Below are 11,783 nucleotides of genomic sequence, written 5' to 3'. Positions count from 1 at the left end.
CCGGATGCGCACGAAGGAGCAGTTGACCGAGGACATCCGTGACAACAAGCGCGCGGTGCTGGTGGTCAACGCTCACTCGCGCCGGGGCCGGCTGCTCTACGACAGCGCCTTCGAGCGGCTCAAGCAGGCCGGCTTCACGCTGCTCGGGGCCAAGGCCGTCGACCGCCCGCGCGAGCTGCCCCGCATCCTCGCCGAGGGCCTGGCCAAGGGGCCCGACCTGCTCATCGCGGGCGGCGGCGACGGCACGATCAGCACGGCGGCGCGGCTGCTGGCCCACCGCGACGTCGCGCTGGGCCTGCTCCCGCTGGGCACCACCAACAACTTCGCCCGCACCGCGCACACCCCGCTCGACCTCGGCGAGGCCGTCGAGGTGCTGGTCAAGGGCAAGGTGATCGACCTCGACCTGGGGCTGGCGGGCGACGAGCCGTTCACCAACCACGTCGGGGTCGGGCTGTCGGCCGAGGTCATGCTCAAGGCGCCGCGGCCGCTCAAGCGCGCGCTGGGCCGGTTCGCCTATCCGCTGACCGCGCTCGGGCTGCTGACCAGGCACCGGCCGCTGCGCATCACCGTGCGCACCGAGGGCCGCAGCCACGAGTTCCGGTCCCACCAGGTTTACGTGGCCAACGGCGGGCACCACGCCGGTCGGCCCATCGCCGGTGACGCCGACGCCGACGACCGGCTGCTGGTGACGTACGCGGTGGGGGGTCCGAAACGCCGGGAGCTGCTGGTCGAGACCGCGCGCAACGCCGCCAAGGGCCCCTCGCGCACGCTGCGGGAGGAGCCGTTCCTGGCCATGGGGGAGCTGTGGCTGGAGACCGACCGCCCGGCCCGGGTCGAGGTCGACGGTGAGCCCGCCGGCCGCACCCCGCTGCGCATCGGCCTGGCCGCCAACGCGTTGCGGGTGATGGCCCCGGCCGACGCGCCCGACCGCTAGGCCCTCAACTTCCGCCCCGGGCGGCCGATCCGGATTTATATGCGAACGGCGCTCGGCAACCCCCTGGCGGACACCGACCGGCTGCGGATCCTCACCGCGACCGGTCTGCTCGACGCCGGGCCGGTGCCCTCGCTCGACCGCCTGACCCGGATGGCGGCCCGGCTCACCGGCGCCCGCCTGGCCCTGGTCTCGCTCGTCGACGCCGACCGGCAGCGCTTCGCCAGCGGCTGCGGTCTGCCGCCCCGGCTCGAACGCGAGATGCAGACCCCGCTGAGCCACTCGTTCTGCCAGTACGTGGTGATCGACGAGGCGCCGCTGATCATCGAGGACGCCCGGATCGACGACCGCCTGCACGGCAACCTGTCGATCACCGACTACCAGATCATCGCGTACGCGGGCTTTCCCCTGCGCGCCCCGAACGGCATGGTCCTGGGCTCGTTCTGCGTCACCGACGACAAGCCCCGCACCTGGTCGGAGGAGGACCTGGCCACCGTACGGGATCTGGCCGCGGCGGCCGAGTCGGAGATCGCGCTGCGGCTCCTGCACGGCGAGCAGCTGCTGGCCTCGGCCCGGATGCAGTCGGTGCTCGACAGCGCCTACGACGCGTACGTCTCGCTCGACGCCGGCGGCGACGTGGTGGCCTGGAACGCGGCCGCCGAGCGCCTGTTCGGCTACGCCGCCGCCGAGGCCCTGGGCCGGCCGGTGGCCGAGCTGATCGTGCCCGAGCGGTTCCGTGAGATGCACCGGGCGGGCCTGGCCCGGGTCCGCGAGAGCGGCCAGTCGCTGCTCACCGGGCAACGCCTGCAGCTCGCCGCGGTCGACCGCACCGGCCGCGAGTTCCCGATCGAGATGACCATCCAGGTCGCCGTCGAGCAGGGCGAGCTCGTCTCGCACGCGTTCCTGCACGACATCACCGACCGGATGATCGCGACCAAGGAGCTCGAGCGCCGCCGCCAGGAGATCGAGGACGACCGGACGTTCCTGCAGGCCCTGCTGGACAGCCTCGACACCGGCGTCGCGGCCTGTGACAGCCGGGGCGAGCTGGCCTTCTTCAACCGGGCCCTGCGCCAGGTGCACGGCAGCGACGCCGGGCCGGGCCGGCCGGGGGAGACGTGGTCGCAGCAGTACGGCCTGTACGCAGAGGACGGCCACACCCTGGTGCCGGCGGACGAGGTGCCGCTGGCCCGCGCGTTCACCGGCGAGGTGGTCGAGGGTCAGACGCTCGTCGTCCCCGCCCCGGACGGCACGCCCCGCCGGTTCCTGACCAACGCCCGCCCGATCGACACGCCGGACGGCCGCCGGCTCGGGGCCGTCGCCGCCATGCACGAGGTCACCGAGGCCCACCACGCCGAGGTGCTGCGCCGCACCCGGCACGCCGTCGACCAGGTGCTCTCCGAGGCCACCAACGCCGAGCAGGCCGCGATCCGCGCGGTCGTGGCGGTGGCCGACTCGCTGGGCTGGATGTGCGGGGAGTACTGGCAGGTCGCCGAGGACCGCCGGCACATCGTCCGGCTCAGCTCGCACACCGCCGCCGGCCGCGAGCTGCCCGGGTTCACCGGCGACGAGCCGCTCGAGTTCGGCCGCGGCGAGGGCCTGGCCGGTCTGGTCTGGCGCACCGGGGCCGACATCTGGGGCGGCCCCGAGTCGATGTCGTCGGGGCGCGCCGAGGCCGCCCGTCAGGCCGGGATCCGTACGGTGGTGGGCCTGCCCGTGCGGGCCGGGCGCCGGGTGCTCGGCGTGCTCGCGTTCTTCCTCGACACCGACCTGCGCTTCGATCCGGACATCGCCGACGTCCTCGACACGATCGGCGCGCACCTGGGCCGTTTCGTCGAGCGCCGCCGGGCCGAGGACCTGCAGCTCGCGCTGGCCTCCGCCCAGCAGGAGCTGGACCGGATGAAGGACGAGCTGACCGCGCTGGTCATCCACGAGCTGCGCAACCCGATCGGGGTGATCCGCGGCTACATGGAGACGCTGCTGGAGAGCGCCGAGCTGGCCGAGACCGACCGCCGCTACGCCGGGGTCGTCGACCGCAACGCCGAGCACCTGCAGCGGCTCGTCGACGACCTGCTCGACCTGGCCCGCCTGGACGCCGGGCACCTGAGCATCGACCCGCGCCCGATGTCGGCGGGCCGGCTGCTGCGCGACGTGATCGAGAACCACCGCCCGAACGCGGACGGCAAGCGGCTGACCGTGCAGGCCCGGCTCGAGCCGCACCTGCCCGTGCACGCCGACGGGCAGCGGCTGCGGCAGGCGCTGGACAACCTGCTGTCGAACGCGATCAAGTACACGCCCGAGGGCGGCCGGATCACCGTCACGGCCGAGACCGGCGGCGACGGGGTGACGATCGAGATCAGCGACACCGGCATCGGGATCCCCGCCGAGCAGTATCCGCAGCTGTTCAGCCGGTTCTTCCGGGCCAGTAACGCCAGCCGCGAGGGCATCAAGGGCACCGGGCTCGGGCTGGCCGTGACCAAGGCGATCATCGAGGCCCACCAGGGCACTCTCGCGGCCCGGCCGGCCCACGGCGGGGGCACGACGTTCACCGTTACGCTGCCTGCCGTGGACGCCTGATCCCGCGGTCAAAATTGTTTCGGACGGGATTGCACAGAACCGGCACGGGGTGCGTCGTAGTGGTTGTGACCTTCGAGCAGTTCGCGATGGCCCGGCTCCCGAGCCTCCTGCGGTATGCGGTCGTCCTCACCGGCGACCGTGATCTCGCACAGGACATAGTCCAGGAGGTTCTGGCCCGGGCGCAGGTTCGATGGCGGCGGATCAGCGAGGCGGATGTCCCCGAGGCGTACGTGCGGCGCATGGTGCTCAACGAGTACCTGTCGTGGCGGCGCAGCTGGGCGGTCCGTCACGTGCACGCGGTCGGGGAAAGGCTCGTCGACCTCGACGACGCCCGGGGTGGTGTGCGCGACCACGCCGACGGTGTCGTCATGGCCGACGTCCTCTGGAAGCGCCTGTCCACTCTCGGGCGCAAACAGCGGGCGGTCCTGGTGCTGCGGTATTACGAGCAGCTCGAGGACGAGCAGATCGCCGACCTGCTGGGGTGCTCCCCGGCGACGGTCCGCAGCCACGCCTCGAGGGCGCTGAAAACGCTCCGGCTCTCACCGGAGCTCATGGAACGCATTCCCGCCGAGGAGAAGTCGTGACTGAGCAGCCGCACCACGATCAGCTGCGCGAGGCTTTCGAGTCCCACGAGAACAACAACATCGACCCGGCCGCGGTCTACGCCCGCGTCCAGGAGCTTTCCACCAAATACAAGCGGCGCCGGCGGGGCGCCCAGATCGCTGCCGGTGGCGTCCTGAGCGCCGGCCTCATCGCCGGGGCGATCAACCTGCCCGCGTTCCTGCCGGCCAACCAGCCGGTGACCAACACCGCCGCCGGGGTCCCGGCCGGCGCGCCGGCCACGCCGTCGGCGGCGCCGTCGACCGGTGCCAGCGACTACGACCGCAACCTCGAGGCCTACACCGAGGCCGGCTACGGCTACGACAACGCCGGTGTGCTGGCCCGGCTGTGGAGGATGAACGGCGACGACCGCCTGGCGGTCAAGGCCGAGGCCGGCCGCCGCCTGCTGCTCGGCGAGACCCTGCCGATCAAGCCCTCGCCCGATGCCCCGGTCGAGGAGGAGACGATCTCCCCCGAGCAGGACAAGCAGTTCCAGGCGTTCTTCAACGCGGGCTACACCTGGACCGAGGCCGAGAAGCTGGCCAAGATCTGGAAGCTCAAGGACCCGGCCGACGCCAAGCTCGAGGCGGGCAAGCGCCTGCTCGCGGGTCAGGAGCTGCCGGTCAAGCCGACCAAGGAGAACGTCGCCGCCGCCCTCGAGAACAAGCGGGCCAGCGCGTTCTGGGAGGCCGGCTACGAGATGGAAGACGCCGCGAAGCTGGCCAAGCTCTGGAACCTCAAGGACAACTGGTCGGCCAAGGTCGAGGCGGGCAAGCGCCTGCTGGCCGGCCAGGAACTGCCGATCAAGCCGTGAGCGACCGGTTGCGCCGGCGCATCGGCTTCGAGATCGAGCTGATGGCGCCCCCGGGCGTCAGCCGGCGCAGCCTCGCCGACGACCTGGCCGCCCGCTCCGGCGGCCGGGTCCGCCCGGTCTGGCACCGCGACAGTGAGCCGTCGCTGGTGCCCGGCCTGGGCCGCTTCCTCAATCTCACGCTGGGCTTCGCGGTCGACCGGCCGGACGGCAGCCCGCTGTGCACCCTGGTCGACGACATCACCCTGATCGACGGCCTCGACCCGCGCACCCCCGCCCCACCGGGCTGGTATCGCGTGCTCAGCGACGACTCCCGCCTGCTGGGCCTGCTGGCCGAGCAGTGCGACCCGGCCGCCCCGCTCGAGACGGTGCTCGACGCCGCCGCCGCGCTGTGGCGGGTCAAGCCCGAGCAGATCGGCGACGTCGTCCGGCTCGACGACGCCGCCGGCAGCACGATCGCGCTCGCCGCCCCGGCCGGCGGCGAGCGCGATCGGCCCTGCGAAGTGATCACCCCGCCGCTGGCCGCCGGTCACGACGAGGCCTTGGAGGAGCTGCTCGCGCCCGCCCGCGAGCTCGGCTTCACCGTGCCGGTCGAGGCCGCCGTCCACCTGCACCTCGACGGTGCTCCGTTCCGCCGCGCGCAGGCCCTGGCCAACGTGGTGCGGCTGTTCGCGCTCTGGCGTGAGCCGTTGCGGGCGCTGCTGCAGACCAACCCGGCCTGCCGCCGCCTCGCCCCGCTGCCCGAGCCGCTGGTGGCCGCCACCACCGGCGCGCCCGGGTGGGACGACTTGAGCAACGCTGCCGACAAGGGCGGGCTCACCAAGTTCTTTGACATCAACCTGACGCAGCTGTTCGCCGAGCACCCGATCCGCGACACCGTCGAGATCCGCATTCTGCCCGGGTCGATCGACACCGACGAGATCGTCAACCGGGCCGCGCTGGTCGAGCTGCTGCTGGAGCGCTGCCTCGTGTCGTCGTCGCTGCCCCCGGTGGCGGCTGACCCGATCGAGCAGCTGATGGAGTTCGCGGCCGAGGCGATGGCCCGCCGTTAACGGAAGATCCATCTGTTCATCGATAACGCTCGCTATATTGCGGCCATGAAGCGTGCCCTCGCCGTGGTCCTCGCGGCCGCCATCGTCCTCGTCGCGCCCGCTCCGGCGTTCGCGGCCGACAGCTCCTATCGCACCCTGGCCTCGGCCGACAACCCCGACTGGATGCGCTCGCAGCCCGACGGCAAGAGCCTGGCCGCCCTCTCCATCCCCGGCACGCACCAGTCGCTGTCGATCACCGGCGGCTCGCTCACCCAGACGCAGGAGAACTACGGCAACAGCGCGAACACGCTGACCGCGCAGCTGCGGGCGGGCATCCGCATGATCGACGTGCGGGCGCGGGTCAACACGGGCAACACCTTCACCATCCACCACGGCGCCACCTATCAGAACGCGAACTTCGACGACGTGCTGGCCCGGCTGGCCGAGTTCCTGGGCGCGCATCCGGGCGAGACGGTCGTGCTGCGGCTCAAGCAGGAGTGCCACGGCGGGCTGGGCTCGTGCACCGACGTGTCGGGTCAGCGCCCGTTCACCGACATCTTCGACTCGTACGTGGCCAAGCGCCCCGGCCTGTTCTGGACGCCCTCGGTGACCCGGTCGGCCGCCGCGCCCACCCCGACGCTGGGCCAGATCCGCGGCAAGGTGGTGCTGGCGGTGCTCAACGGCCCGCGCGGCGGGGTGGTCGACCGCTACGGGCTGGCCCAGTTCTCCGGCTGGCAGGACGGCTCGTCGGAATGGGTGCAGGACAACTACAACGTGCCGAACGTGGGCGCGATCGCCACCAAGCGCGACCAGGTGCGCCGCTTCCTCGACGCCACCAGCGCCGGTGACCCGGGCAAGATGTACGTCAACTTCGGCAGCGGTTCGAGCGTCTTCGCCCAGCCCTACCAGGTCGCAGGTGGCGCGTTGGGCGTCCAGGGCGTCAACCCGTTCCTGCTGACCTACCTCAACGAGGGCCCGGAAGTGCACACCCCGGTTTCCCGTACGGGGATGCTGTTGCTCGATTTCCCCGGCGGCGGGCTGATCGACAAGGTCATCGGCTACAACTGACTCGCCCGGTGATGGGCCAGCTCGCGGTGGTGGTCGTCGCCGGGGTGGCTGGCCGGGTCGACGTGCACGGTGGCGCCGGTCAGCCGGGGCACCCGATGGGTCAGCCGGTGCTCGGCGTCGGCCGCGATCTCGTGCGCGGCCAGCAGGCTCAGCCGGGCGTCGACGACGAGGGTGGCCTCGGCGTGCAGGCGGTGGCCGATCCAGCGCAGCCGCAGGCCCGGCACGGCGTGCACGCCCGGCACGGCCAGCAGCGCGGTCTCGGCCCGGTCGACGAGCGCGGGGTCGACCCGGTCCATCAGCCGGTGATAGACCTCGCGCGCGGCGTCCTTGAGCACGAACGCGATGGCGACGGTGATGGCCAGCCCGACGATCGGGTCGGCCCAGCCCCAGCCCAGCCAGGCGCCGGCCGCGGCCGGCACGACCGCCAGCGACGTGTAACCGTCGGTGCGGGCGTGCAGGCCGTCGGCGACCAGGGCCGCCGAGCCGATCCGGCGGCCGACCGCGATGCGGTAGCGGGCGACGATCTCGTTGCCGAGGAAGCCGACGACCCCGGCCGCGAGCACCCAGGGGATGTGGGTCATGGTCCGTGGGTCGAGCAGGCGGTCGACGGCCAGCCAACCGGCCGCGACCGCCGATCCGGCGATGACGAGCACGATGACGACGCCCGCGAGATCCTCGGCGCGGCCGAAGCCGTACGTGTAGGCCCGGGTCGCGGCGCGGCGGCCGATCAGGAACGCGATGGCCAGCGGCACGGCGGTGAGCGCGTCGGCCACGTTGTGCAGCGTGTCGCCGAGCAGCGCGACCGAGCCGGACAGCACCACGATCAGCGCCTGCAGCAAGGCGGTGACCCCGAGCCCGGCCAGCGAGATCCAGAGCGCGCGCAGACCCTCGCGGGACGACTCGAGCGCGGAGTCGACCTTGTCGGCGCTGTCGTGGTGGTGCGGTCTCATGGGCCCATATTATGTGCTCATGTACGCACGCGACAACGTTGCAGATGCCAATGAGCTGCAGAAACGCCTCCCACGCGACAACGTGATCGAGGCAGCGGCCCAGGTCCTGTCGTTGCTCGGCGACCCCACCCGCCTCCGCCTGGCGGCGGCCCTGCTCGACGGCGAGCAGGACGTCAGCACGCTGACCGGCGCCGTGGGCGCGGCCCGCCCGGCGGTCTCCCAGCACCTGGCGAAGCTCCGCCTGGCCGGCCTGCTGGTGATGCGCCGCGACGGCCGCCGGGCCGTCTACTCCTTGGCCGACACTCACGTGCGGCGCCTGGTCACCGAGGCCCTGCACATGGCCGAGCACCACCGGCCGAACCGATAGTGTCGCGCCGCCCGCACTGTCGCCGGTCGGCCATACTGGGGCGATGACGCGGCGGTGGCTGTGGGCATCGATGACGATGGTCGGCTGTGGGTTGCTGCTGACCGGGTGGATCGTCTTCCTGACGCGCAACGGGCTCGACCGCGCCGACAAACTGTCCAGCGTGGCCGGCGTTCTCGTGGCCGTCGTGCTGGGCGTGGTGGGAGTGTTGATCTCGCTGCGGGCGGGCGGCGGCGGCCCGGGCCCGGTGCAGATCAACACCGCGTCCGGCAACGCCACGATGTACACCGTGCAGGGCGGCGACCTGAAGATCGGCGACCCGGATCCCGGCGGCCCGGATATCGACGGCTCGGAGATCGGCCGCTCGGATCGCGGCGGTTCGGGTTCCGGCCGTTCGGGCCTCGGCGGTTCGGGTCTCGGTGGTTCGGGTTTCGGCGGTTCGGATGAGGCGTGAGGTCGCGCCTCAGCAGATCAACACCGCGGGTGACGCCGCCACGCTGCTCGCCGTGCAGAACGGCGACCTGCACGTGCACCAGCGGATCGGCACCCACTTCATCGACGAGCTGTCGTACGGGGCCGTCGCGGTGGCGGCCAACGAGCTGCCGAGCCGCCTGCTCAACGCGGGCAACCGGGTCGTCGACTTCACCGGCCGCCGCCAGGAGCTGGCCGACCTGAGCGCCTGGCGCGACGGCGAAGCGGCCATGGCCGTCCGGCTGGTGCACGGCGGCGCGGGGCAGGGCAAGACCCGGCTGGCGCACCGGTTCGCCGAGCTCGCGCACGCCGGCGGCTGGATCACCGTACGGGCCCGGCACAGCCGTGACGCCGTGGTGCAGCCGGTCGAGGTCGCGGCCGGAACCGCCCTGGTCGCGCAGAAGCCGCTGCTCGTGCTGGTCGACTACGCCGAGCGCTGGCCCCTGTCCGACCTGCTGGCCCTGCTGCTCGACCGGCGCCTGCACACGGGCCGCGCGCTGCGGGTGCTGCTGCTGGCCCGGCCCCTCGGCACGTGGTGGGACGCGCTGACCCACCGCCTGTCCGAGACGCTGGGCGTGCACGCGGACAGCACCGAGCTGGCCCCGGCCCAGACCGGCTCGCCCGAGGTGTTCGAGGTCGCGCGCCGGTGTTTCGCCCGCGTGCTCGGCATCCCGGTGCCCGCCCACCCGGCGCCGCAGGTCGAGGGCTCGTTCCTGACCGTGCACATGGCGGCGCTGGCCCACGTGCTGGCCGTCCGGCACGGCGAGGAGCCGCCCACCGACCCGGCCCAGCTGTCGGCCTACCTGCTGTCGCGCGAACGCAACCACTGGCAGTCGATGTACGACAACGACCGCCGGGTCGAGTCGCCACCACCGGTGCTGGGCCGGGCCGTGTATGTGGCCGCGCTGATCCGGTCGCTCGACTACGCGTCGGCCCTGCCCGTGCTCAAGGCGGTGGCCGTAGTCGACGGGGTCAGCGACGCCGGAAGGGTGCTCGAGGACCACGCGATGTGCTACCCACCGCACGACCCCGACACGGTGCTGGAGCCGCTCTACCCCGACCGGCTGGCCGAGGACTTCGTCGCGCTGCAGACCCCGGGCCACGACGTCGAGGGCTTCCGCGCCGACCCGTGGGCCAAGGGCGCGCTGGGTGCGCTGCTGGCCCACGACGCGCGCAGTGCGGCCACCGCCCTGCCGATGCTGGTCGAGGCCGCCCGCCGCTGGCCCCACCTGGCCACGAACCAGCTAGTGCCAGTGCTACGAGAACGGCCCGAGCTGGCGGTGCGGGCCGGGTCGGCGGCGCTGTCGGCGATCGCGGGCGCGCCGGCGATGCCGCTGGACGTGCTGGCCGCGATCGAGTCGGCGTTCCCGCCCGAGCCGCCGGCCGATCTGCACGCGGGGATCGCCGCTGTCACCGAGCGCCTCGCCCGCGAGCTGGCCGGCAGCACGAACGATCCCGTACGGGTGGGCGCCCTAGCGCTCAAGCTGGGCTGGCGGTTGGTCGAGTCCGGCCGGATCCGGGACGGGATCGACCTGCTCGCTGAGGCGGTCGCGATCGCGCGAAGGCTGGGCGTGGAGAGCGGTGCGGCCCACGCGGCACAGTTGGAGGTCGCCCTGCGTAGCCTCGGCCGGGCTTGCATTCGCGCCGGGGATTGGGTGCGGGCGACCGACACCCTCGGCGAAGCCGTCGGGTTGTGGAACGACAGCGGCACCGGCATGACGCCACCCGCCGAGGACGTCGCGGCCTGCCTGGCCGACCTCAGCCTCGCGTTGTGGCGGCAGGGCCGTGACACGGCTTCGCTGTCCACCCGGCATCGAGCCATCGCGCAACTGCGGCGGCTGGTCCTGATCGACGGCAGACACCGGCTGACGCTGATTCGCGTCCTGGTGCAGCAGGCGGAGCAGTTGCGCCGGGCCGACCGTCTTCAAGGTGCGCTGGCCGCGGTGGACGAGGCTCTGGCGCTGTTGCAGGCGATGGCCGACAGCGCGGGTGAGGGCCTCGAGGTGGACTTCGCCGCGGTGTTGCTCGGGAGGGCGAAGACGCTGCATTCATTCGGGCTGCTTCCCGAGGCCGCTTTCGCGGCGTCGAGTGCGGTAGCGGTGTTCCAGCGGCTGGCGGGGGTGAACGTCTACTACGACACCGACCTGGCCCACGCGCACCAGGCGCACGCCGATGTCCTGGCCGCTCAGAGCCAGTGGCGAAAGGCGCTCGACGCCCAGGCCGAAGCGCTCGCCATTCACCGGCGTCTGGCCCGGACCAGCGCGGAGCGGCACGAACTCGATCTCATCCAGACCTTGATCAAATTTGCTCGCCTCTGCCGCGATGCCGGGATGCAGAGCGAACCCGCCCTGAGGTCCTTGGCCGAGGCGATCAAGCGCGCGCACGCTCCGCGCTTCCAGAAGGCCCGGGACCGCATCGTTCAGGCGGCCTGCGCGATCGGCGCCGACATCCTCGATGCGGACGGCCGGCATGCGGAGGCGGACGCCATGCGGGGCCGCGCCGGTCGGCCCGCTGAATGGCCGAGCCGGCCGTCGCCCCCGGGAACTCGTCCCGACCGGGACGAGGAGTTGCGGATCGCCGAGTGGGTCGTCCGCGTGACTCCCCGGGAGGCCCGGGCTTACCTCGAAGTGCTGCCCGTGCAGGAGATCGCCCACGTCCTGGTGGTGATCGATCCGCAAGTCGGCTGGTTCGACCACATGTTCCTGAATTTCGATCCGGCTCGGCAGGTGGCGATCCTGAGATGCATCGTTCGCGATGACGCGCTTCCCGACAACCACGGCATGACGGAGTGCCTGGTGCGGAGGTTCGAGAGCGCGGACGACGAGGAGCTGGTGCTGATTCTGAGTGAGGCCACCCCGGCGAACGGCGCCGCCATTCTCGACCATGTCCAGAAATCGGGCGTCCGCTCGGCGACGAGGCGAATGGCGCACGCGCGAATCAGGTCGACCCTGCGGCGCCTCGGCCCCCGCCTGCGTCCGTGACG

General features: G+C 72.4%; 10 protein-coding genes. 9 read left to right on the top strand and 1 reads right to left on the bottom strand.

Annotation, left to right across the window (positions count from 1 at the left end; genetic code table 11):
* Window positions 1-4: 4 nt before the first annotated feature.
* The 6 genes from JKJ07_RS36225 to JKJ07_RS36200 all read left to right on the top strand — a co-directional run bounded on the left by JKJ07_RS36225 (window position 5) and on the right by JKJ07_RS36200 (window position 7,015).
* Window positions 5-934 carry a diacylglycerol/lipid kinase family protein gene (locus JKJ07_RS36225; protein ID WP_202996486.1) on the top strand — a complete coding sequence of 310 codons (930 nt, stop codon included), beginning with the start codon at window positions 5-7 and terminating at the stop codon, window positions 932-934.
* A 39-nt stretch (window positions 935-973) separates the two neighbouring features.
* Window positions 974-3,505 carry an ATP-binding protein gene (locus tag JKJ07_RS36220; protein ID WP_202996485.1) on the top strand — a complete coding sequence of 844 codons (2,532 nt, stop codon included), beginning with the start codon at window positions 974-976 and terminating at the stop codon, window positions 3,503-3,505.
* Window positions 3,506-3,570: 65 nt separating this feature from the next.
* Window positions 3,571-4,089 (top strand): SigE family RNA polymerase sigma factor, encoded by a 519-nt coding sequence (locus JKJ07_RS36215; protein WP_307834610.1) that lies wholly within the window; start codon window positions 3,571-3,573, stop codon window positions 4,087-4,089.
* On the top strand, window positions 4,086-4,919 hold the full coding sequence (locus tag JKJ07_RS36210; RefSeq protein ID WP_202996484.1) for a hypothetical protein: 834 nt from the start codon (window positions 4,086-4,088) through the stop codon (window positions 4,917-4,919). Before JKJ07_RS36215 ends, JKJ07_RS36210 begins: the two co-directional genes overlap by 4 nt.
* A complete protein-coding gene (locus tag JKJ07_RS36205; RefSeq protein ID WP_202996483.1) occupies window positions 4,916-5,968 on the top strand; it encodes an amidoligase family protein in 1,053 nt (350 codons plus the stop codon). The genes JKJ07_RS36210 and JKJ07_RS36205 overlap by 4 nt, the downstream gene beginning before the upstream one ends.
* 45 nt (window positions 5,969-6,013) lie before the next feature.
* Entirely contained in the window at window positions 6,014-7,015 is a 1,002-nt protein-coding gene (locus JKJ07_RS36200; protein WP_202996482.1) for a phosphatidylinositol-specific phospholipase C, read from the top strand.
* Here the strand turns inward: JKJ07_RS36200 and JKJ07_RS36195 are convergent.
* Complete coding sequence (locus JKJ07_RS36195; RefSeq protein ID WP_202996481.1) at window positions 7,006-7,965, bottom strand: cation diffusion facilitator family transporter; 960 nt, start codon at window positions 7,963-7,965, stop codon at window positions 7,006-7,008. The genes JKJ07_RS36200 and JKJ07_RS36195 overlap by 10 nt on opposite strands.
* A gap of 19 nt (window positions 7,966-7,984) precedes the next feature.
* Between JKJ07_RS36195 and JKJ07_RS36190 the strand changes: the two genes are divergently transcribed.
* The 3 genes from JKJ07_RS36190 to JKJ07_RS36180 are packed head-to-tail and all read left to right on the top strand — an operon-like array spanning window position 7,985 to window position 11,781.
* Entirely contained in the window at window positions 7,985-8,332 is a 348-nt protein-coding gene (locus tag JKJ07_RS36190) for an ArsR/SmtB family transcription factor (protein WP_202996480.1), read from the top strand.
* A gap of 43 nt (window positions 8,333-8,375) precedes the next feature.
* Window positions 8,376-8,783: a hypothetical protein gene (locus JKJ07_RS36185; RefSeq protein ID WP_202996479.1), complete on the top strand. Its 408-nt coding sequence runs from the start codon at window positions 8,376-8,378 to the stop codon at window positions 8,781-8,783.
* The gene (locus JKJ07_RS36180) at window positions 8,773-11,781 is read left to right on the top strand and encodes a hypothetical protein (RefSeq protein ID WP_202996478.1); all 3,009 of its coding nucleotides are present in this window, start codon (window positions 8,773-8,775) and stop codon (window positions 11,779-11,781) included. The genes JKJ07_RS36185 and JKJ07_RS36180 overlap by 11 nt, the downstream gene beginning before the upstream one ends.
* Window positions 11,782-11,783 lie beyond the last annotated feature (2 nt).

This window comes from Paractinoplanes lichenicola (assembly GCF_016785085.1).
Lineage (GTDB): Bacteria > Actinomycetota > Actinomycetes > Mycobacteriales > Micromonosporaceae > Actinoplanes > Actinoplanes lichenicola.
This window is presented reverse-complemented; position numbering and strand designations above follow the sequence as displayed.

Excerpts from the sequence above, each read along its gene's own strand:
- JKJ07_RS36225 (WP_202996486.1), top strand. The coding sequence starts at position 5 with ATGCGCACGAAGGAGCAGTTGACCGAGGACATCCGTGACAACAAGCGC.
- JKJ07_RS36220 (WP_202996485.1), top strand. The coding sequence starts at position 974 with ATGCGAACGGCGCTCGGCAACCCCCTGGCGGACACCGACCGGCTGCGG.
- JKJ07_RS36200 (WP_202996482.1), top strand. The coding sequence starts at position 6,014 with ATGAAGCGTGCCCTCGCCGTGGTCCTCGCGGCCGCCATCGTCCTCGTC.
- JKJ07_RS36195 (WP_202996481.1), bottom strand. The coding sequence starts at position 7,965 with ATGAGACCGCACCACCACGACAGCGCCGACAAGGTCGACTCCGCGCTC.
- JKJ07_RS36190 (WP_202996480.1), top strand. The coding sequence starts at position 7,985 with ATGTACGCACGCGACAACGTTGCAGATGCCAATGAGCTGCAGAAACGC.
- JKJ07_RS36185 (WP_202996479.1), top strand. The coding sequence starts at position 8,376 with ATGACGCGGCGGTGGCTGTGGGCATCGATGACGATGGTCGGCTGTGGG.
- JKJ07_RS36180 (WP_202996478.1), top strand. The coding sequence starts at position 8,773 with ATGAGGCGTGAGGTCGCGCCTCAGCAGATCAACACCGCGGGTGACGCC.